This window comes from Opitutaceae bacterium (assembly GCA_015075305.1).
Classification (GTDB): domain Bacteria; phylum Verrucomicrobiota; class Verrucomicrobiia; order Opitutales; family Opitutaceae; genus UBA6669.
This window is the reverse complement of sequence record JABTUS010000007.1, coordinates 111,986-131,364: the sequence shown is the minus strand read 5'-3', so window position 1 is coordinate 131,364 and position 19,379 is coordinate 111,986. Positions and strand designations below refer to the sequence as shown.

At 61.7% G+C, this 19,379-nt stretch carries 21 protein-coding genes; 17 read left to right on the top strand and 4 right to left on the bottom strand.

What is annotated here, in order from left to right; genetic code table 11:
- Positions 1 to 183 precede the first annotated feature (183 nt).
- Both HS122_14240 and vsr read left to right on the top strand, forming a co-directional pair.
- A complete protein-coding gene (locus tag HS122_14240) occupies positions 184 to 726 on the top strand; it encodes a DNA cytosine methyltransferase (protein MBE7539556.1) in 543 nt (180 codons plus the stop codon).
- Between the two features lie 20 nt (positions 727 to 746).
- The gene (vsr, locus tag HS122_14235) at positions 747 to 1,238 is read left to right on the top strand and encodes a DNA mismatch endonuclease Vsr (protein ID MBE7539555.1); all 492 of its coding nucleotides are present in this window, start codon (positions 747 to 749) and stop codon (positions 1,236 to 1,238) included.
- Here the strand turns inward: vsr and HS122_14230 are convergent.
- The 3 genes from HS122_14230 to HS122_14220 form a co-directional block, all read right to left on the bottom strand.
- Positions 1,177 to 1,683, bottom strand: coding sequence for a hypothetical protein (locus HS122_14230; GenBank protein MBE7539554.1), 507 nt, complete (start codon positions 1,681 to 1,683; stop codon positions 1,177 to 1,179). The genes vsr and HS122_14230 overlap by 62 nt on opposite strands.
- A gap of 376 nt (positions 1,684 to 2,059) precedes the next feature.
- Positions 2,060 to 2,335: a hypothetical protein gene (locus tag HS122_14225; GenBank protein ID MBE7539553.1), complete on the bottom strand. Its 276-nt coding sequence runs from the start codon at positions 2,333 to 2,335 to the stop codon at positions 2,060 to 2,062.
- Positions 2,336 to 2,359: 24 nt separating this feature from the next.
- Positions 2,360 to 3,985, bottom strand: coding sequence for a hypothetical protein (locus HS122_14220; protein MBE7539552.1), 1,626 nt, complete (start codon positions 3,983 to 3,985; stop codon positions 2,360 to 2,362).
- Positions 3,986 to 4,306: 321 nt separating this feature from the next.
- Between HS122_14220 and HS122_14215 the strand changes: the two genes are divergently transcribed.
- Together HS122_14215 and HS122_14210 are read left to right on the top strand one after the other, a co-directional pair.
- Positions 4,307 to 7,030: a relaxase domain-containing protein gene (locus tag HS122_14215; protein ID MBE7539551.1), complete on the top strand. Its 2,724-nt coding sequence runs from the start codon at positions 4,307 to 4,309 to the stop codon at positions 7,028 to 7,030.
- Positions 7,030 to 7,413, top strand: coding sequence for a hypothetical protein (locus HS122_14210; GenBank protein MBE7539550.1), 384 nt, complete (start codon positions 7,030 to 7,032; stop codon positions 7,411 to 7,413). The genes HS122_14215 and HS122_14210 overlap by 1 nt, the downstream gene beginning before the upstream one ends.
- A gap of 53 nt (positions 7,414 to 7,466) precedes the next feature.
- On the opposite strand, the gene HS122_14205 is transcribed toward HS122_14210, so the two are convergent.
- The gene (locus HS122_14205; GenBank protein ID MBE7539549.1) at positions 7,467 to 7,883 is read right to left on the bottom strand and encodes a heavy metal-responsive transcriptional regulator; all 417 of its coding nucleotides are present in this window, start codon (positions 7,881 to 7,883) and stop codon (positions 7,467 to 7,469) included.
- 49 nt (positions 7,884 to 7,932) lie between these two features.
- On the opposite strand from HS122_14205, the gene HS122_14200 reads away from it, so the two are divergent.
- From HS122_14200 to HS122_14140, 13 genes are all read left to right on the top strand, one after another.
- Positions 7,933 to 8,526: a cation transporter gene (locus tag HS122_14200; GenBank protein MBE7539548.1), complete on the top strand. Its 594-nt coding sequence runs from the start codon at positions 7,933 to 7,935 to the stop codon at positions 8,524 to 8,526.
- A 12-nt stretch (positions 8,527 to 8,538) separates the two neighbouring features.
- Entirely contained in the window at positions 8,539 to 9,027 is a 489-nt protein-coding gene (locus HS122_14195) for a copper chaperone Copz family protein (protein MBE7539547.1), read from the top strand.
- A gap of 235 nt (positions 9,028 to 9,262) precedes the next feature.
- Complete coding sequence (locus HS122_14190; GenBank protein MBE7539546.1) at positions 9,263 to 9,676, top strand: hypothetical protein; 414 nt, start codon at positions 9,263 to 9,265, stop codon at positions 9,674 to 9,676.
- A 21-nt stretch (positions 9,677 to 9,697) separates the two neighbouring features.
- Positions 9,698 to 10,303 carry a DUF4133 domain-containing protein gene (locus tag HS122_14185; protein ID MBE7539545.1) on the top strand — a complete coding sequence of 202 codons (606 nt, stop codon included), beginning with the start codon at positions 9,698 to 9,700 and terminating at the stop codon, positions 10,301 to 10,303.
- Positions 10,300 to 13,002 (top strand): hypothetical protein, encoded by a 2,703-nt coding sequence (locus HS122_14180; GenBank protein ID MBE7539544.1) that lies wholly within the window; start codon positions 10,300 to 10,302, stop codon positions 13,000 to 13,002. Before HS122_14185 ends, HS122_14180 begins: the two co-directional genes overlap by 4 nt.
- 4 nt (positions 13,003 to 13,006) lie before the next feature.
- The gene (locus HS122_14175; protein ID MBE7539543.1) at positions 13,007 to 13,666 is read left to right on the top strand and encodes a hypothetical protein; all 660 of its coding nucleotides are present in this window, start codon (positions 13,007 to 13,009) and stop codon (positions 13,664 to 13,666) included.
- 20 nt (positions 13,667 to 13,686) lie between these two features.
- The gene (locus HS122_14170) at positions 13,687 to 14,181 is read left to right on the top strand and encodes a hypothetical protein (protein ID MBE7539542.1); all 495 of its coding nucleotides are present in this window, start codon (positions 13,687 to 13,689) and stop codon (positions 14,179 to 14,181) included.
- Positions 14,178 to 14,987 (top strand): hypothetical protein, encoded by an 810-nt coding sequence (locus HS122_14165; protein MBE7539541.1) that lies wholly within the window; start codon positions 14,178 to 14,180, stop codon positions 14,985 to 14,987. Before HS122_14170 ends, HS122_14165 begins: the two co-directional genes overlap by 4 nt.
- 39 nt (positions 14,988 to 15,026) lie before the next feature.
- On the top strand, positions 15,027 to 15,278 hold the full coding sequence (locus HS122_14160; protein ID MBE7539540.1) for a hypothetical protein: 252 nt from the start codon (positions 15,027 to 15,029) through the stop codon (positions 15,276 to 15,278).
- Positions 15,279 to 15,295: 17 nt separating this feature from the next.
- Positions 15,296 to 16,486 carry a hypothetical protein gene (locus HS122_14155; GenBank protein MBE7539539.1) on the top strand — a complete coding sequence of 397 codons (1,191 nt, stop codon included), beginning with the start codon at positions 15,296 to 15,298 and terminating at the stop codon, positions 16,484 to 16,486.
- 186 nt (positions 16,487 to 16,672) lie between these two features.
- Entirely contained in the window at positions 16,673 to 17,338 is a 666-nt protein-coding gene (locus HS122_14150) for a hypothetical protein (protein MBE7539538.1), read from the top strand.
- Between the two features lie 9 nt (positions 17,339 to 17,347).
- The gene (locus tag HS122_14145) at positions 17,348 to 18,256 is read left to right on the top strand and encodes a hypothetical protein (protein MBE7539537.1); all 909 of its coding nucleotides are present in this window, start codon (positions 17,348 to 17,350) and stop codon (positions 18,254 to 18,256) included.
- Entirely contained in the window at positions 18,253 to 19,377 is a 1,125-nt protein-coding gene (locus tag HS122_14140; GenBank protein MBE7539536.1) for a hypothetical protein, read from the top strand. The genes HS122_14145 and HS122_14140 overlap by 4 nt, the downstream gene beginning before the upstream one ends.
- Positions 19,378 to 19,379: the final 2 nt, after the last annotated feature.

Sequence of the window (19,379 nt, the reverse complement as noted above, 5' to 3'; positions counted from 1 at the left end):
CCCGCACACTCAATCCTGCGACAAATATCCGAGTTACTATCGATGATGTGCTCGATGGGCTTCCGTCGATACGCAGCCGCATTTCTCGCCAGCCGGATTCGGCACATCAATGGCGCGATGAAATTCTGAAACTAGGTGGATACAAATTTGATAACTTGGACGCTAAAATGCGCGGTTTTATTGATGTCCAGTTGCAGGCCATTGATCCGGCTCTTCCGCTTGGCACTCAATTTATCCCTGGAGTCGCAAAGTCGGAAACTCTCGTCGTGGTTGGACGGAAGTGTTGTTGGCGGCGTTTTGAATCACAACAGCCGGGGCCACATGGCGTCAGACCTTCGCCGCTATTTTTTCTGGTCGGCATATGCCGCCGTTCATGAACGCTCACCGAGCCTAGCCGATGTTCCTCACTACCTTCGCCCGAATCATGAAAACGTGAAGGGTGACGCCAAAGACATTCCCTTCGCCGATAGATTCCGGGTTCAACTAAGCGGGCGCCCTTCGACAACAATCACGTGCCATATCGCGAAGGACGGGCACTACTACATTCATCACGATCCGAGCCAGTGCCGCAGCCTCTCCGTGCGCGAAGGCGCGAGGCTCCAAACATTTCCAGACACGTATTTTTTTGAGGGACCTGTGACCGAGCAATACAAACAAGTTGGTAATGCCGTGCCCCCCTATCTCGCCAAGCAAATCGGAGGTTTGGTGGCGGATATCCTGCGTTAAGTTTCAGATCTTGCTTAAGAATGACAGACGTATTCACCAAGGCCAAACGCTCTGCGGTGATGTCTCGTATCCGGTCCTCAGGAAACAAGGATACTGAGCTTCGGCTGATCGAAATCTTTAAAGTCCGTGGTATCACCGGCTGGCGGCGGGGCTACACAATGGTTGGCAAACCAGACTTCGTTTTCGCAAAAATCCGCCTCGCTGTTTTTGTAGATGGGTGCTTTTGGCACGCTTGTCCGAAGCACTTTCGGCTCCCCCAGAGCCGGACGGAATTTTGGACTCAGAAGATCAGCCGCAATCAAGATCGTGATCGCCTGGTGAATCGCACGCTTCGGAAAAACGGCTGGAAGGTGGTGCGAATCTGGGAGCACGCCTTGGTTCCACAGAAGACGGAAGTAACAGTGGCTGCGTTCCGCAGGCTCATTGAGAAAAGAGCGTTAGAAATTACCGCTATGCCGGAACGGTTACTCCGTAGTCGTCGTGCTCCAACGCCAGATAGCCAGCATCTTTGAAGAGCCTAATGATCCCTCGGTAACGTGGGTCGGGCGACTTAAGGAATTCCGAGAATGTCCACTCCGCGCCTGTTGGCATTGGCATTAACTCCGTGCCAGAATCGTCTTTGATCACTGCGGGATAACGAAAAAAGCCGAACACCACCTCCACCCCTCGCTCATTCGTAACCACCAATAGGACACCGTGAGCAGGGCCGATTCGGCAGCAACCGGTTGAGGGATCATGAGCAATAACAAATTGATGCTTCGACAATCCAACGCCCTTTAGTTTTTCACCCTCGACCGCAATCCCTGTCGTGAGCCTTCGGGCAAACTGTCGCTGTTCTACTGTATCGAATGGCGCATTGACTACAATCGTCGGATCAAATCCCGCGGCCTTTGCCTCATATTCAACCCCAAGCAAGAAATCCGCCAAGTCGGTGGACTCTACGGTCGCTGGCGCCACGAATTGGAAATGATACGTCAGCCCCATAGGAGTTATTCGTTGTCGAGAAGAACGACGAAGAGGGGCACCCTCAATATGCTCTCCATGAATCTGCATTTCAAAGTTTCGTTGTCTCGTCCGTCGTAGATAGTGGCTTCGCTTAGGTGGTCCGTGAGACGGACGCGCGCAACGGAATCGACCATCACGAACATGCCGTTTTCTGTGGCTAGCACCCAGCGAATTTTAGCCAATGCTTGCATACGTGACGTGGTGCCTGCTGCTGTGCCCACACAAGCGTCTGCGATTTCACGTTCGAGTAAGGAAGGCATTCGACAAGAATGACCGGTTTCGCAGGTTTGCCCAGGATAAACTTTGGAAACGGGGGCGCACTCTTGCTCTATTGAACCATCCGGTTTTCGCGGATCATGGAATTTTTGATGGCCAGATTCTGAACCGTTCCAAGCCGTTCAGTTGCCTTTTCCAAGAGAGTCTTTGCCAGTGATTCCGCGCCAGAATCCACGAACGCCTTCACCTCGTGCTTCGTGCGAATGTGGTCGGCCGGCCCCATCTCCTTCACCCGCAGGCGCTCGGTGATCAGCCGGACTGCGTCCTCCTCCTTGCGGAGGGCGAGCAGGGTTTGGACGGTGATTTCAGGGCTCTTTTGGGGGTTCATCGAACGAAAGTGTAGTATAGGCGATTAGGACGGCCGGAGGGAGACTTTTTTGAAGCCATTCGTGCAGTGACGCACAACAGCGGTGTGGTCGGGCAGGCTCCTGAACTCGTGCGGCTTGATCCGATACTCCTCCACCCGCTGATACGTGTGGGCCGTATGGTCCAAATGCACGGTCCGGGTGGCACGCTCAACCCAGTGTTTACCCAACGCATTCGCACACCGGAGAGCGTCGACCTCGGACGCGGCCCGATACATCACGAGGTTCTTAAGATTGAGGGCCAGAACCTCGGCTTGTTCCTTGGTTTGAGGCGGAATCAACGACTCGAAGGCCTGCGCGGACACCACCAGCATGAGCATGCAATCGCGGAGCCGGTCGATGACGTTGAAGTCGCTGGTGCCGTCGTGGCTGGCGGTGATGGCGTTCTGGAACTCGTCGCCGACGTAGACGAGCTGGTTCAGCGCATACTTCTGCCAAGGGGGTAGCGCGTAGCGCCGGAGGGCGTGCCGGTAGAGCAGAAGCTTGATGACGGTGAACACATACTGCCGCTCCGTGGTGTAGTCCTGGGGCACGTCGATGCAGAAGATTTTGCCCTTATCGACGTCGGCCATGGTGCAAGTGTCCGGCTCATTGGAGCTGAAAATTTCAGCGATTTCGGCCGTGCCGAGATATTCGAGGTAGTTCTGGGAGGTGCCGATCTCGCCGGCCCGTTGCTCCTTCGCCTCATGCTTCAGGTAGGTCTGCTCCAAGGTCTCGGCGAGGCGAATACGGCGCTCGGTCGGCTCCAGTTCCGTGAGCTTCTCCAACGCCGCCTTCAGCTCCCTTTCCGAGGTCAGCAGGTCGTAGGCGTTGGTCGCGGTCGTGGGCCGGCCGATGTCGGCGAGCAATTCAAAGGCCCGCCCGATGTGGGCGGCGCCCTTCACTTTGAAGAAGCCTTTTTCATCTTTCGGATTCAGGGCGGCGGCCGTATCGACCAAAATCCGCGCCCGGGTCGTGAACGGCAACCGGGCGTCGCCCGTGACGTTCAGACGGTGGATTGCCTTGCCCGGCTCGCCGACCAACCGCGGACGCAGGCGGATGATGTCGTGCTCGCGGCCATACTTCTTCGCGAGCCATTCGAGGTAAAACCACTCGTCGCCCTTGTTCGCCATGACCACGCCGCCGAGCGTGGGATTGCGCCGCATCAGGTCGGCGAGCAGGCCGTTCATGCCTGAGGTTTTGCCGGAACCGGTGTCACCGGAGAAGAAGAAGTGCCGGTTGGCCTTGTCCCGTGTCCACTTGAATCCGGCGAACGCCAGCACGATTTGCCACCGGTCCGCCACCACCTTGCCAGCGGGGTCGCGCACGTAGCGGCGATGGTCGGCGTAGTAGAATAATCCGCCCGCCAGCGCGCACAGGACGGCCCCGACAACGTATCCCCAAGGTGAGGGCAACCGGATTGCCCCGAACAGACCGGAGGCGGAGATCGCGAGGGCAAAAGGGAGCGCCAGCGGGAGGCGCAGCCCCGGCTCGTTGTGGCGAAGATTCCGCTGAATCAGCCATCCTGCGATGCCCAGAAACAGGGCGGAAACTGCGAACGCAGCTACCGTGATGGCTTGCGGATCGTGCAGCCATTGGCGCATCAAAACGTGAGGTGCCGGGAGCGTTTTCATCACCGATCGTGCGGAGAACGAAGCGCGCTTTCGCCGAATCCGCGAGGCAGCGACCCTACCGAAAAAAGGGTAGTTCGGCCGGTCCCGCGCGCGTTTGGCCGATCTGTGAAAGCTCGATGGCCCGATCCCAACGAACTCGTTAGGGTATTGCGTCTGTGGCCAAACAAGCGTGGGGGATTTTCGCCGACCTTCCCAGCTCATCGTAGCCGCTGATGTCCGCCCACGAAGCGGAGGACTACCGTGCGACCGGTAGGCCCGCTACCCCGGAATCGGGAGGGGCGCTCCGTTGAGGTGGACGGCTTGTTCGGGCGTGATGATGGCATGATCACCGTGGGAGTCATTCGGAACGGAGCCACTTACCTTTCGCATCACCTGCGGAAGAACGATTACTGGTCGGAAGGCGAAAAGGAGGTGCGCGGCGAGTGGATCGGCGAAGGTGCCCGAGCGCTCGGACTGACGGGACCGGTCACCGACAAATCATTCGAGGCCTTGCGGCAGAATCGGCACCCGGGGACCGGCGAAGCACTCACCGCACGGGATCAGGCCAACCGGGTCGCGTTCTTCGATGTGCAACTCTCCGCGCCGAAGGACGTGAGTGTGCTGGCGATGGTCGGGGGCGATGAGAGGGTCCGCGAAGCGTTCGTGGAATCCGTGAAAACGGCGCTCGCCGAAATGGAGCGCTTCGCGGCGGTGCGTGAGCGTCGCGGCGAAGCGGCCGGAACGGAAGCCTTCCGTCTCACGGGAAATTTCGTCGGGGCGTTGTTTTTCCATGATGCGAGTCGCGACCTCGATCCGCAGTTGCATGGGCATGCGGTGCTCGCGAATGCGACGTGGGACGCCGCGCGCAACGAATGGCTCGCGCTACAACCGGTCGAGATGCTGCGCGCCTCGGCGTATCTGCGGCAGGTCATGTATCGCGAGCTAGCCTCGCGGCTGCGGTCGCTGGGCTACGAACCGTATGAAATGAACTCGAAGGGCTTTGCCGTGCGCGGGGTCGAGCACCTGCGCGAGCGCTTCTCGAAGCGCACCCGGCAGGTGCAACGCCTGGCGGAGGAGTTCGCGGCGAACAAGGGGCGCAAGCCCACGAAGCGGGAGGTCGAGATTCTCGTCCGCGAATCGCGCGAGGATAAACTCACGGAAATCTCCACCCCGGCCGTGCGAGCGAAGCAACGCGCGGAGTTGAACGCCGACGAAGCACGCGCGCTCGACGGTCTTGTCCGCGCCGCACGCCAACAAGCACCGCGCATGCAATGGTCGCACGGCAACACACGTTCGGTTCTCGAAGCGGCGCTGCGCCATGTTTACGAGCGCAGCAGTGTCGTCCGCGAGGGTGAGGTGCTGAACGCCGCGCTCGAACTGCACCCGGATTTCTACCGCTGGCGCGAACTGCGCGAGGCGCTCGAAGTCCACCCGGATGCGATTCGTAAGGACGGCGAGATGAGCCTGCGGCCAATCCGGCGCGAAGAGGACGCGGCGGTGCAGCGCGTGCGCGTCGGCCGCAACCAACGCTTCCCTTTGGGCGATCCGACGCAGCTTCCGCCAGAACTGACCGCCGGCCAGCGTTCGGCCGCGACCGCGCTGCTCGAAAGCCGGGACTTTCTGAGCGTCCTGATCGGCGACGCCGGCACGGGCAAGACGACCGTGTTGACCGCCATCGAACGCGCACACCTCGGGGCCGGCGGCACTCGGTTCCTTCCGCTCGCCCCGACCACCCGGGCGCGGGATGCCATGCTGGCCAGTGGCCTGGAACAGGCGGATACGGTGCAACGCTTCCTCGTCAGCGAAACGATGCAGGCGCAGGCGGCCGGCCGGGTCGTGTTGATCGACGAAGCCGGGCTCCTTTCGACGCAGCAATTGGATCAGGTCACGCGGATCGCGACCGAGGTCCGCGCGCGACTGCTCCTCGTGGGGGATACGAAGCAGCATTACAGCGTGCAGCGGGGCGACGCGCTCCGAAACGTCATCCGGCATTCCGGAACGCCGGTCGTTCGACTCGCCGAAGTCCTACGCCAGCGCAACGAGGCGGACCGGCGCTTCAGCCGTCTGCTCGCCACCGGAGCCGTCGCCGAGGCCTTCGGCTTTGCCGACCGGCGCGGTTTGATCCGTGAGGCGGCGGACGACAACGCCATGTTTGCCCAGGCGGCGGAGCACTATGTGGGCAATCGGATGCGTGGGATCGAAACGCTCGTGGTGATTCCGTTCTGGGAGGAAATCGAGCGCTTCAATGCGCAGGTGCGGCCCGCGCTCCGACAGGCGGGCCTGCTGGGCGAAGCCGAGGTCACGCGCGAGGCCGTGAAACCGCTCACGTGGACGGAGGAGCAGAAGATCCATTGGGACCAATACCGCCCCGGCGACCGGTTGCTGTTCGCGCGGGATACGCGCTTTTTCAAGCGAGGCGTCGCGGCTGAGGTCATCGCCGTCCTGCCCGATGGTCTGCGGGTGCGCGGTCCCAAGGGTCGAGAGGCGAAGATCACCCGCAAGCAACGGGCGGCGTTCGAAGTGGGCCGGGCGCAATCGCTCGCCGTGTCCGTGGGCGACCGGCTCTTGATTCGCGGGCGGGAAGACGATGCGGGATTCGCGAACGGCGATTTCAAGGAGGTGGCGCAGGTCGATCCGAAAGCGGATCGCATCGTGTTCACCGATGGGCGGGAGCTGCCTCGCACGTTTGCCGCGTGGACCTACGGTCACGCGCTTACGTCCTACCGTTCGCAGGGCAGCACGTCGGAGGAATCGCTGCTGGTCTTGGGCGAGGTCGCCATGCGGGCGCTGGCCCGTCGCCAATTCTACGTCGGCAACACCCGCTATCGTGGCGCTCATGCCATCTATCTTTCCAACAAGGCGGAAATCCTGAGCCGGCTCGCGCGGCCCGATCCGGGCCGCGAATTGGCCACGGAGTTCATGGCCCGGCATCGGCTCACGCTCGATGAGCGACTTGCCCCGAGGGCCACACGCGGTCTGCGGGCTGGCGTGCGGGAAGCCTGGCACAGCGCCGTCAGGAAGCTGCGCGGGCTCGCAACGGCTCAGGGTGAAGGGAGGAAGGCGTGATGGAACGCGCTCCGCTCAGAAAACCGAAGCTGTATTTCGATGCGGGCGCGAACCCGAGCCACGTCACGTTCGACGATGGCAAGGATCAGCGCCGGAATCTGCCGTGGATGCACTATGTCGAGGCGCGCTGGGATTACGCGGAGCCGGACACGATCAAGATCGAGGTCGGCGATTGGTTGGTGGTCGTGCGCGGCCACAACCTCGCGCCTCTGTTCTTGGCGATTGAGGAACACACCTTGGCGCGCGTGCGCGCGCAACCGGAGCTGCAAGCGGATCGTGAGCACGAAGCCGATACGTTCGCCGTCGAAATTCGGTTTACCAAACCGCTCACCTGCATGGAGAGAAATCGACGCGGACAAATCGAGTTAGATCTGGATCGATAACGGCCGGGCGTTCTCACCCGTGGGTGGGAGGGATTGGACACGGTTGGTTGATTTCAGCGCTTCGGTGCTTTTTCCGCGCGAGTCATCATTGCCCAGAGTGCGGGGCAGGTCGCATCTGTGCTACGCGCCTGGCACGCGTCGACAAGTTCATCCAAATTGCGACGCAACCGCTTCATTTCCTTCATTCGTCGGTCGATTTCGTCCCGTTTTGATTCGAGCAGTTGTTTCACTTCGGCGCACGATTCGCCGGGAAGAATTTGCAGGTCGATCAACTCCTTGATCTCGCGGAGGGTGAAGCCGAGTTCCTTGACTGATAGGATGAAGCGGAGGCGCCGCAACGCGTCGTCGTCAAAGTCACGGTAACCGGACCCTGGCCACCGGTGGGTTGCGGGGAACAGCTTTACGCGTTCGTAATACCTCACCGTCTGGACGTTCACTCCCGCCTGTTTGGCAAGTTCTCCGATGGTCATGATGGTGTGGGTTGACCTTATACTATGGTATAGAGTGTAAGCTGCGTTCATGAAATCGGCAAAGCAATCGTGGATTCTGGCAGGCGGGCTCCTGTCCGCTCTGGCCGCTTCGTTGTGTTGCATTGGTCCGCTGGCCGCCGTCGCTTTAGGGCTTGGGAGTTTTGCCGCCGCGGGTTGGTTTGCGGCTTCACGCCCCATTTTCCTGGGAGTCACGGTGGGATTGCTGATAGTCGCATGGTTTCTGGCCATCCGCGCTCGACGGCTGCAATGCGCCGCTGACGCTGCGTGTGCGAGGCTACCGGCGAAGCGCTGGCCGTTGGTGCTTCTGAGCTTTTGCACGCTTGTCGTCGCCGGAGTCGCGCTATTCCCCGAAGCGGCGCGTAGCGTAGCTGATCGAGCGCGTCCCGCTTCGACCACCACAGCAGGTGGGTCGGTGCTCCGGGTGCGAATTCCAAGTATGGATTGTGCGGCATGTGCGGTCGGGATTGAGGGCACATTGCAGCGGGTCGCGGGGGTTCGCTCCGCTGCGGTGCGCTACGCCACCAAGGAAGCCGAAATCACTTACGACGCCGCCGTGGTCTCGCAAGCAACGCTGATCGCCCATATCGACGGCACGGGATTCAAAGCCGAGCCGCTCAAATAACTCATTCCAGCAATGTCCGATTGTTGTTCACCCGAAAAGAGCGCTTCAGCGACGGAGGGAGCCCCTCAAGCTAAGACCAAGGCGTTCTGCCCACAGTGCAAACGTCCGGGCCGGACCGTTTCCACGCTCACCCTCAAACATCAGGTCCGCCCGGAGTTTCTTACGGCGGTAAATCATGGGGCGTTCTATTTTTGCGGAACGCCGGAGTGCCAGGTCGTTTATTTTTCAGTCGGCGGGCTTACTTTGACGAAAGCTAACGTGCGGCGGCCCATAACTCAGAAGGACGCGGAGAACGCCCCTGTGTGTTACTGCTTCGGCTTTACGCCGGCGATGGTGCGGGAGGAAATTGCGGCCTCGGGGAAGTCCACCGTTGTTGAGCGCATCGCCAGCGAAATGAAGGCCGGTCTTTGCGCCTGTGAAATTCGCAATCCACAGGGCTCATGTTGTTTGGGCAACGTGAAAGCTGTGGTTAAGGCGGCGCTGGTAGCCCACGGTTCCTGAATAACAGAGAACCCTGCATGGAGAGGGGTCGTTGTCACCCCGTCCTGCTGGGAATAAACTCGGTTTCGGTTCCACAGTTGGGCCTACCGAAATCTCGGTATGACCGCCGCATTGCGATAGGCGGGAAGGGATTTTGTTTCTTTGCCCATGGGGTTTCCCGTCACGCATTGAGTGCCGGGTGAACTTCGCGGGATTCGGCCCCCACAAGCGCCGGCATCTAAAAACGGAGAGCAACATGACAACCTTGGTCCACCTAACGCCCTATGTGGCGTTCAGTCTCGGTGTGGCGATGATGATGAGGGCGCTGCACCTGTATTCGGAAAGCCGGCCGCACGCGCCGGTCAGCTCGTTGCAGAAACTTGCGGTGTGGTTCGGGGCCATGCTGGCCTGGCCGACGCTCGCCCACGCGCAAGCGGTCGATCTGCGCACCGCCACGGAGGCGGGCAACGCGATCATCATGTATCTGAGCGGGACGTTCGCCGCGGTCGGCATCGTGGCAGCCGGTGTCGCCATGATGATGGGCCGGCAGTCCATCGCGAAATGGGCCTTCGCGGGCGCCATGGTGAGCGGGCTCGCCTTCGCCATCGTGCGGACGATGTGGAGCAACATGGGGATCGAAGCCTCCAACGTCGGCACCTTCTCGCCCTGATCGAAACCGGTTCCGCGTCCCATGCACTCGACGCATCTCAACGAGCACGACGCCAATCAGGGCGCACAGTCCTCCGGCGAGTTCCTCGGCATGACCGGGAATTCCGGTTGGTATCTACTGGGCTCCGGCGGCGCGACGATCCTGATGGTGATCTTCCTCTGGGGGATCTTTGGGGTGTCGCTGCTGTTGTGCCTGCTGGTGGGCGTCGTGCTCTGCGCGCTGTCGGTCACGTATGTGTTCACGCTGAAAAACAACAAGCCGGAGCACTACGATACCGATTTCTTCGAATCCGCGTTGGTCGAGTCAGGTCTGCTCTCCTTCCAATTCGGCCCGCGCGCCCGGCGGCCGGCGAACCCCTTCGCCGCCGCTGGGTCGCCGCTGGCCCCTGAGGCGGACGCGCCCGAGCCGGCGGTGCGCTCACACCGCGCGAGTCTCGGAACGGCCCGTCATTTCGGCGCGAACGCTCGCCCGGTTGGGGAGATGACCGGCCACAAGGAAGCCGAACAGAAGAAGCGTGGGCAACCCGTGGTGGCGCGCGCCGACTATGATCGGTTGCAGGAGCAACTCACGGTCACGGAGGACATGCTGGAAGAAGCGTTGGCAGAACGAGGGGAGGAAGTCGCATGAGAACCGAACCCGCAGACGGCTACTTTGGCGAAGACATGATTGTCTTCGAAGGCCTCCATCGCGGCGGTTTCATCGCGCGTGGATTTGAGGTCATTGCCCCCGATTTGGAACATGCCGATCCGGTCCATCACAACGCATTCGAGTCCGACCTGGTCGCGCTGCTCTCGGTGCTGAAACCCGGTTGGCGGATGCAGGTGCAGTGGACGAACGATTCCGACTTCCGGAAGCCGCTCCAGCGCTACCGGGAAGACACGGCCACGCTCGCGAACAACGAATGGAGCAAGCGCCAGCGCAACGAGCGGTTCGTGCGCTACTGGCGCATGGTCGAATCTGGGGCACTTCGGCGGGAGCGTCTCCGCCTGTATTTCACGACGCCGGTCGATGCGGCGGTGCTCGGCAAGAATGCCGGCCGACTGCCCCGGGAGGCGCTGCTTGGCACCTATGCCGAGCAGTTCAACCAAATCGGGCAGTTCCTGCAGGCGCTCTTTGGCGGGAGCGGCGGTCAGGTGCGGCCGATGACCGATGCCGATCACTTCCTGCATTACCTGGAGTTCCTCAATCCGTCGCTGCCGGAGCAGAAAGTCACCGATCCGCTGGAGTTCTTCGATCCCCAGAAATCCATTCAGGAAAACTGCTGGCTCGGCGAAGGCCGCCCGTTGGAGAAGCCCGACACCGGTTTTTATCTCGATGGCTGCTACCACGGGATGCTGGTGCTCAAGTCGCTGCCGAAGCGGACCCGCCCGAGCCTCGCCTACCTCCTGACGAAGCTCGGCTTCCGGGACTACGCCATCACCGTCAACATCGAGTCGGTCGATGTGGAAGAGCTGATCGAGAAAGAGCAGAAGGAGCTGAACCGCGTCGAAGGCGACTATGAGAGCCTGAAGAAGGTGAAGCTCCTCGCGGCGATGCGGACGAAGGCCGCGAAGATCGCCCGCTACAGCAACGGCGACAGCTCACCCTACCGCATCCAGTATATCATCCGCGCATGGGATCGGAACCGGGAAGACCTGCGGGCAAAGCTGACCGCGCTCAAGGCCGCGGTCGGCAGCATGGAGCGGGCGCAGGCTTATGAGCCCGCCCTCGAACCCTCCGCGCGAAATTTCTTTTACTGCACGTGGCCCGGCTGGTCGTTCAGCCGCTACGACTCGCTCTGGCATGACTACGACGACGCGCTCGTCGCGAACATCCTGCCCTTCTCGTCAACGCCGGTGGGCCACCTCGATCAGGCGGAGTTCCTTTTTGAGGGGCCCAACGGAAATCTCGTCGGGGGACGGACGTTTTTCGGCGAGGGCAACAACCAGACGCCGCAAAACGCGGTCGTCATCGGGACCACGGGTTCTGGCAAGAGCGTCAACGTCATCGATATTCTGACCCAGACGGAACCGTTCTACGCCTACACGATGATCGTGGAGGAAGGTGAGTCTTACACCACCTACGCGAAGACCGTCGATCCGGCGGCGGAGCCGATCATCGTCCAGGCGAACGGCAAGCTGACCATGAACTACCTCGACACGCGAGGCCTGCCGCTGTCCGGGTTGCACCTCAGCGCGGCGGCGGCGCTCCCGATGCTCATGGTCGGTCAGTCGAAAGACGAAGACCGCAACAAGCTCCGGCAGGCGCTCCTGGCGAACGCCATTGGCCGCCTCTACGAGGATTTCGCGCGGTGGTATTTCAATCGTCACCCCGAGGAAACGACGGCCATGGCGCGGCGGGCCTACGCCCTTGACCTGTATCGTCGCACCCGGATGGGGCCGCAGGCGACCGGGCTCGATGCGTTCCTCGAGTTTGCCGAATGGGAGCAACGTCGGGGAGATGAAGCGTCGGCCTTTGCGGCTTCAGCCGACGAAGGCGACGTGGTCCGTTTCGCGAAGGACGGTGCTGGCGCGCAACAAATCCGCGACCTCGTGTTCGCCCGGCTCACGCCGGCCGAAATGCCGCAACATGGCCAGTTGCAGGAATTGCTTTCCGCCGAGGCCTCCGGGCCGCACGCCGAGGAAATGCGTTACCTCGCCACGCTCCTTGAGCCGTGGTCATCGGGTGGCAGCTACGGTGAACTCTTCGATGGCGTTTCGAATGTGTCGCTCACGGGCAAGATCGCGCACTTTGAACTGGGCTACATCCCGGAGTCGGCAGAGGAACTCAAAGCGGCGGCGGCCTTCCTGATCGCGAATTATACCCGGTCGCACATGATGCGGCTGCCACGCGCGCTGCGGAAGCGGAACATCTTTGAGGAAGTTGCGCGCTTCTCGCTCGTGCCGTCCGGCAAGAAAGTGCTGCGCGAGTCCTACCAGCAGCTCCGCAAATACAATGTTTGGAACGTCGCGACCGTGCAGAACTACGAGCAGTTCAAAGCGTCCGACATCCGTGGCGCGGTCCTGGGCAACAGCCGCATCCTGTTCCTGCTCCGTCAGAGTGACCGGTCCGACATCGAGGACCTGAGCCGGGATTTTCCGATCCCGGATGCGGCGAAGGATGCCGTCATGAGTCACCCCGAACCGGAGAAGCTGGTTGGGACGAAGTATTCGCAGTTCACCTACTACCACACGGACGAGCGCCGTCCATTGATCGTGACCATGCGCAACGTCGCCTCTCGCGAAATGCTCTACTGCGCGTCGAGTTCGGGCGCGCATTTCGATCAGCGCGAAAAGGCACTGCGCGGAAACGGCAACGTGGTGGACGCCATCATAGCCAACGCCTGACGCCATGAAGACCAACGAGGAAATCCAACGCGAGGCTCAGCGCATGGTGGTAGCGGGACGCAGCTACCGGGACGAGCATCGCGGCACCGCCGGAGAGGTCGTTCCGCTGCCGCGCGTGCTGGTGCAGCTTCCCGATGTGCAGGTCACCCGCAAAGCCGAGACCGGCTCGCCGGGTTCGGAATCTCAGCGCGTGAACCGTCACCGGCATATCGAGGCCGCCTTTGAAGATGGGGCTCTGATCTTCCGGCTCATGGAGCGGGAGACGGCAACGGGAGAAGCTGCGGCCATGGTGCGGTCCGGTGAGCCAACCGAGGTCATGGTCAGCCGCTCCGGGTTCGATCTGCTTCACGCGGGATATGAGATGGTCGAGGAAGACCGCTTGTTCGAACGCCTCGCGCCCTACACGGAGCGCATTGAGGAACGGGACGGTCGCGATCCGTTGGACGAGCGTGAGGTCGCCGAGGTCGAGGCGGTCCTCGAAACCCATCTGCTCCCGCCTTCCGACCGCCTGCGGATGAAGGCGGACATTGTTGAATTTCTCGAAGGGCGGTTGGAGGCAGGCGTTTTCATCGCCCATGCGATTGACCGGCTGTGTGCGCGCGAGGGCCAGCGTCAGGGCCACGCGCAACGTCATGAACTCAAACTCACAATCAACGAATCCTGATCCTCAACCCAAGGCTACCCATGCAACGATTCCTGGACAGTCTCTCGTTCTCGCAGCCGTATCTGGTCGGCCTGCTGTTCATGGTGGTGGTTGTCCTCTTCATGCCGGGCTGTGCTACCGCAAGCGCCGACTCGGCCGGGCGCACGCGCAACTTTGCCACGACCGCCGCCACAACCGCGGGCGGGGCTTACATCGGCGCCCGGGAGGGCGACGGCAAAGCCAAGAACGCCGCCGTCGGTGCGGCGGCGGGCTTCGTGGTGGGCGAAACCATCAACTACTTCAATAACAAGGCCCAGCGGGAGGCGTATCTGGCCGGCTACGAAAAGGGCCAGTCGAACGCTGTGAAGCAGCAATATTGGATCGCCCGGGACAACCAACGCCCGTCGCTCGACGACGGCTACGAGGAAACCTATTACGAAATCGACGTGCCCCAAACGGATCGCGACGGGGTTCGGCGCGAGCCGACCAAGCGAGTCATTCGCGTGGTCATGCCGAAGGAGGAAACCGGTTCATGAAAACGACGCTCCTTTTGGTCTCGGTGCTGACGATGGGCGCGAGTTCAGGCCTCGCGCAATGGGCGGTAATCGATGCCGCGAACCTCCAGCAAAGCGCCGTGAATTACGCTGCGCTGGTGGAGCAGTTGTCGAATCAGGCCTCCCAAATCACCAATCAGATTCGGCAGATTCAGCAGTTCGAAACCCAGCTCAAACGCATGGGTGACATGGCCAACGTGAAGGATCTCGTAGGCTTCGCGGAGTTCCGTGCCGACCTGAGCCTCCCGACACAGGTTAAGACCTGGGCGCAGGGCATCGCTCGTGTCGATGGCCGGGGCCTATTTGGCGACACCCGGGGCGGCATCTTCCGCGAAGTCCGGTCCGACTTCCGCGATTTCGACGGCGCTGTGGTCGAGCGTGACCCGACCGTTTACAAAGAAGCCCACGACATGGCGGTCACCGTGGACGAGTTCAAAGCGGTGCAGAACGACGTTTACACGAGGCGCGAGGACTTGAAGCGGGCCATCGCCCAAACCAGCGAAGCTCTCCGGGCGGCCGAAACGGAGGCTGAGCAGAAGAAGTTGGAGGCGGTGCTCAACGCCCAGTATGGCCAGCTTACCGCAGTCGATGCTGAGGTCGCCTTGAGTGCAGCCCAGGTGCAGGTCAAGGCGGCCGAGTCCACGGCCATGACCAATGCCCAGACCGAAGCCGATGCCGAGGCCCGGCGGCGGCTTGCCCAGCAGGAAGCCCGGAAGCTATCGGCTGCGTTCAAGCCCCGTTACGAGACTATGCTCCAATACGTTATTGAAAAACCTTTCACACGCTGACGGCGAACCGCCTCGGGAAAATTCGGTCAAAATGCACCTATGAAAGCACCTACGATCACCGGAGTTTTGCTGATGACGTTGATGTTCGCTGGAGGATGCGTGGACCGGGAAGCGGAAGCGCGGCGGGCACGCGAGGACGCCGAGGCCAAGGCACGTGCCGAGGCAGCTCGCAAGGAAATGAACGCCCTTCCGAAGGCGTTCAAATCGCCGGAATTCTTCAAGCTCAACGAGCCTGATCCCAAAACGACACCGCAGGCGGTCCCCGTCCCTGAAAAGAAGCAGAATCCCTGAGCCTTGATACCATGATGATGCTGGCGACCATCCTTCCCCCTTCATACTTCGACGGCTTGTCGTCGTTGTGGGGCGGATGCGCCTATATCGGCAGCGCTATCGTGGCGATTGGTCTGGTTTTCAGCACCGTGAGGGGCCGCCCGGATGCCGGGGAGTTCATTTGGCTTCTGGCCAAAGTGTTCCTGATCGGCGTTAGCACGCTCTTTATCAGGGAGTGGCTCATGCGGCTCAGTGACATCATCTTCGCCTTTGGGGCCATGATGGGAGTGGACCCTACTGCCGTGGATGAGCGCTTTGTCACGTTCATCGCTGGGACCAAAGCGACGGAACCGGATTCCAGCATGTGGGACATCATCTGGGGGACCAAATCCATCGGAACCGCGATCTGCTACGCTTTGCTCTGGCTGTTCGGGTGGATGTCCTGGGGCGTTCAGTATGTCGTGAAACTGGTCGGTGGAGTCCTGCTCACCGCAGGGTGGGCGTTGAGCCCGATCTTCCTCTCCTTTTTCATGCTCAAGCCGATGGCGGGCGTCGCTCAGAAGTATGTCGTCGGACTGGTGGCCTTGGTCTGCTGGCCATTCGGTTGGGTAATCGCGGCGGTGGTCACGAATGCGATGCTCGAAGCAGCCGCAACGGCCAGTCTTGTTCCGGTGTTCGTCGTGGGAGCACCAATCGCCGCGCCTGCCCTGACGGTGTTGCTGATCGGATCGTGGATGATCCTCAGCTCCGCACTCGCCCCATGGATCAGCACAAAGATTCTGCTGATGGGTGCCAACCCGGCAGTGGCGTTCGCCCAGAGCGTCGGTGGCGTGGCGCAAGCTGCTTTCACGGGCGGTGTCGGAGCGGCCGTCGCTGCCGCAACCGGTGGAGCTGGTGCGGGCGGAGTGATCGCGGCGGCGGCAGGCGGAGTTGCTGCTGCCGGAACCGAGTCCACGGTCCGGGGTGGAGGCTCGCCCCGAGTCACCGGAACTGCGGTCGGCGGGCTGTCGGGCTTCTACGCGGGCTCCTTCATGCGGCGCCATGCGGCAGCCGCAGAAGAGACCGCCTCTGCTCAAAGGCAGCACGCCCAAGCCACAGAGAATTTCGCTGAGCAGTTCTCGGCCGAAGCCAATCGTAGACGGGCCGGCCGTAGCGGATTCGGGCGTCAACCTCACAACGAAGATCCCAACCAAGCAGCCATCGATATCGATTCCCATGCCAAATCCTAGCCAAAGAATTGCCGCTTCCTCGAAAGACTCGATCAATTCGATGCGGCGTATCGCAGTCGCACAGAAGAAGGTCGCCGATGTGCTACTCGACGGCTTGCGCCGCGACGAGCCGGTTGGCCCAGAGGCTGAGCGTCCGCTCAAGAACGTGACGCCTGCGAGGACAAACCCACCCCGGAGGTAATCACCATGGTCGCCAACGCCGAAACCGCTTCCGCGCCCGCTTCCCGCATTGCGCCGCAGTTCGGGAAACCGAAATCATCGCTGCTGGCGATTTTTGACCGGCAGCGTCGTCAGTCGTTGATCTGGTTCCTCGTCGCCGTCCTGGCGTGGGTCTGGGCGGTGTGGGACCGCCATCAACTGGTCGAGCAACTGACCCGCAAGCGCGAGGTCGTGATGATCGACAGCCTCGGCACCTATTACGTGTCCCCGGTGGTGGACATTCAGCAGGCAAAAGACCTGCATGCGATGCAGACGAAGCTCGCGTGCAAGGCGCTCTTCGAACGCAACCCGGCGGGCTTGGACAATCCCGAATTGTTCAAGCAACTCTTCCTCCGCGAAGCGGCCCAGACTGCACAGGCATCGCTCAACCGGACCAAACCCGAGTTCGAAGCCAAATCCCTCCACCAAAAAGTGGAGGTCGGCGTGCCGGAGATTCTGAGCACGCGCGACAACGCCTTCTACACGTCGGCCGACGTGCAGTTGATCCGAGTCGGCTCATATCAGGGCGCCCCGATCACGGAGGTGCTCCGCTACCGGGTGAAATTCAAGTTCCTGGTCAACCCAGACCTGACCCGCAACGGGCGGTTTCCGACCGCGGTCGCCGCGTTCCAGGTGGAACCCATCAAAACGTGAGGACGCGCCATGCTGAAATCCCTCTCACTCTTCATCGGCCTCGCCTCGGCGCTCGCGGCGCAAACGATTCGCGAGGCCCGGCTTGATCCGAAGCAGGCGGTGGACCTGCCGGTGTCCCGCGAGGTCACCACCGTTATGTTCCCCGGTCCGATCACCGCCGTGGCGGGAGCGGACATGTTAATCGAGGGTGGTAAGCAATCGGTGGAGGTTGAGGAAGGGACGCCGCTGCGCTTCCATGTCTCCCATGCGCCGGGATCGAACTTCATCCTCGTCCGCAGTCTCCAGCCGGACGCCGCCGCGAGACTGACCGCAATTTACGAGGGCTCTGCCTACGTGCTCAACCTTCGCACGGTGGCGGCAGACTCCACCGCGAGCGTGATTTTCCAGCCTGCGGCGCAGATGGCGGCGGTCCGAGTGGAGACCCCACCGGAGCCCGTGAAGTTCTCGCCCCGCATCGGACTCAGCCTGCTGGATCGGGCGCGGGCCTATCCGGTGTTGGCGAAGTCGCTGCCGAAGGCAGTCGAGGGCGTCACGCTCCGGGCACAAAATCGAAAGATCGAATTGCCCGGCGTGGAGGTGACCGTGCAGGAGGTCTATCGCTTCTCCAAGGAGGACGCCGTGGTTTTCTTGCTGCGGCTGAAGAACACCACGGACCGAACGCTCGATCTCGCCCCGAGCACGTTTGCGGCCCGGGTCGCCAATGAGAAATTCGAGCAGTCCATCGCCAACGGTCCGCGCAGTCTCGCCCCTGGCGAGAGCGCCGACGCGGAGTTCGCCGTCGTCGGCATGCCGGACGGCACGCGCAACGATCTCAGCGCGGACAATGCGTTCACCATTCTGGTCAACACCTCGCGACGTGAGGCCGTCGCGACAACGGAGCCCACGGCACCGGCAGCAACGGAGGCACCGAAGTCATGAACCCGCGTAACATCGGCAATTTCTTCAAGAGCAAGTTCGGGTTGTTCATCGTGTTCGTCGTCGTGCTGTTTTCCGGTCTGGCGATTTACGGTCGCCAGCAATCGCAGGAACGCGAGGCTGCGAAGCTCGCCGCGCAGAGCACGAAGAAGGTCGAACTCGGTCAGGTGCGGGTGCCCTTGGATCAAGGCCTCGAAAACGGGCTGCCGCAGCAAGCGCGTCCGTCAGAGGTCGCTCCGGCAGGCGAGCCCGCCACGGCCGGCGGTATCGTGCCCTTTCGTCCGGCGTCACCCGGGGCCACGGTTGCGGGGAGCCAGAAACCTCACACGGCGACGCCGGCCGCAGAGCCAAAACCGCGCAAGATTCGCTACGCCTCATTGCTTGCCTCGTATGAAGCGCCGCCGGTTCGGTCGGAGCGCGCGGTTCCGCCCCCGCCAGAGAAGTTCATGCCGTTTGGCACGCTCTTGAAGTGCAAACTCGTGAACACGATCGACAGCGCGAATCTGGAGACGCCGGTCATCGCGGTGCTGCTCGAGGACGTTTGGCAGAACGGCAAGAAGGTCATTCCGGCCAATACGCTCGTGCATGGCACGGCGCGCGCGGGTCGGCTGCGCGACCGCGTGAACGCGTCCGGCACCTGGCGTTTCGTCTGGCAGGATGGCCGCGAGCTGGCGTTCAACGGCGTGGCATTGGATCGCGAATACGAACACGACATTGACGGCTACGGAATAACCGATGGGTCCGGCGGCATCAAAGGCCGTCTGATGGCGACGGATGACTTGCAGGAATTGAAGGTGCTGGCGTCCGCCGCGCTGAGCGGTTTCGCGCGGGGCACGCAGGACCGGACGCAGACCGCCCTCGGGACGACCATCACCGGCTCGGTCTCCAACGGTGTGCGCGAAGGCGTGGGTGACGTGTTCGATCTCTACGCGAAGCGCACGCTGAAGGACATTGAGGAAAACGGCTACTTCGTCCGCGTGGCGGCCGGTAAGGAATTCTACGTTTACGTTCTCGAGTCGGTCGATCCGCAGAAGGCGAGCGTGGCGGGGGTGAAATCCCCTCAGCCCGCGCCACCTGAACCCGTGGCTCCTCGGCCAGCTCCTCAACACCCATCACAAGGATAACT

Bases quoted from the DNA above. Each gene is read 5' to 3' on its own strand.
- HS122_14240 (MBE7539556.1), top strand. From the start codon at position 184: ATGTCCAGTTGCAGGCCATTGATCCGGCTCTTCCGCTTGGCACTCAAT.
- HS122_14170 (MBE7539542.1), top strand. From the start codon at position 13,687: ATGCAACGATTCCTGGACAGTCTCTCGTTCTCGCAGCCGTATCTGGTC.
- HS122_14200 (MBE7539548.1), top strand. From the start codon at position 7,933: ATGAAATCGGCAAAGCAATCGTGGATTCTGGCAGGCGGGCTCCTGTCC.
- HS122_14210 (MBE7539550.1), top strand. From the start codon at position 7,030: ATGGAACGCGCTCCGCTCAGAAAACCGAAGCTGTATTTCGATGCGGGC.
- HS122_14195 (MBE7539547.1), top strand. From the start codon at position 8,539: ATGTCCGATTGTTGTTCACCCGAAAAGAGCGCTTCAGCGACGGAGGGA.
- HS122_14225 (MBE7539553.1), bottom strand. From the start codon at position 2,335: ATGAACCCCCAAAAGAGCCCTGAAATCACCGTCCAAACCCTGCTCGCC.
- HS122_14140 (MBE7539536.1), top strand. From the start codon at position 18,253: ATGAACCCGCGTAACATCGGCAATTTCTTCAAGAGCAAGTTCGGGTTG.
- HS122_14175 (MBE7539543.1), top strand. From the start codon at position 13,007: ATGAAGACCAACGAGGAAATCCAACGCGAGGCTCAGCGCATGGTGGTA.
- HS122_14190 (MBE7539546.1), top strand. From the start codon at position 9,263: ATGACAACCTTGGTCCACCTAACGCCCTATGTGGCGTTCAGTCTCGGT.
- HS122_14145 (MBE7539537.1), top strand. From the start codon at position 17,348: ATGCTGAAATCCCTCTCACTCTTCATCGGCCTCGCCTCGGCGCTCGCG.
- HS122_14220 (MBE7539552.1), bottom strand. From the start codon at position 3,985: ATGAAAACGCTCCCGGCACCTCACGTTTTGATGCGCCAATGGCTGCAC.
- HS122_14180 (MBE7539544.1), top strand. From the start codon at position 10,300: ATGAGAACCGAACCCGCAGACGGCTACTTTGGCGAAGACATGATTGTC.
- HS122_14160 (MBE7539540.1), top strand. From the start codon at position 15,027: ATGAAAGCACCTACGATCACCGGAGTTTTGCTGATGACGTTGATGTTC.
- HS122_14185 (MBE7539545.1), top strand. From the start codon at position 9,698: ATGCACTCGACGCATCTCAACGAGCACGACGCCAATCAGGGCGCACAG.
- HS122_14205 (MBE7539549.1), bottom strand. From the start codon at position 7,883: ATGACCATCGGAGAACTTGCCAAACAGGCGGGAGTGAACGTCCAGACG.
- HS122_14215 (MBE7539551.1), top strand. From the start codon at position 4,307: ATGATCACCGTGGGAGTCATTCGGAACGGAGCCACTTACCTTTCGCAT.
- HS122_14155 (MBE7539539.1), top strand. From the start codon at position 15,296: ATGCTGGCGACCATCCTTCCCCCTTCATACTTCGACGGCTTGTCGTCG.
- HS122_14165 (MBE7539541.1), top strand. From the start codon at position 14,178: ATGAAAACGACGCTCCTTTTGGTCTCGGTGCTGACGATGGGCGCGAGT.
- HS122_14150 (MBE7539538.1), top strand. From the start codon at position 16,673: ATGGTCGCCAACGCCGAAACCGCTTCCGCGCCCGCTTCCCGCATTGCG.
- vsr (MBE7539555.1), top strand. From the start codon at position 747: ATGACAGACGTATTCACCAAGGCCAAACGCTCTGCGGTGATGTCTCGT.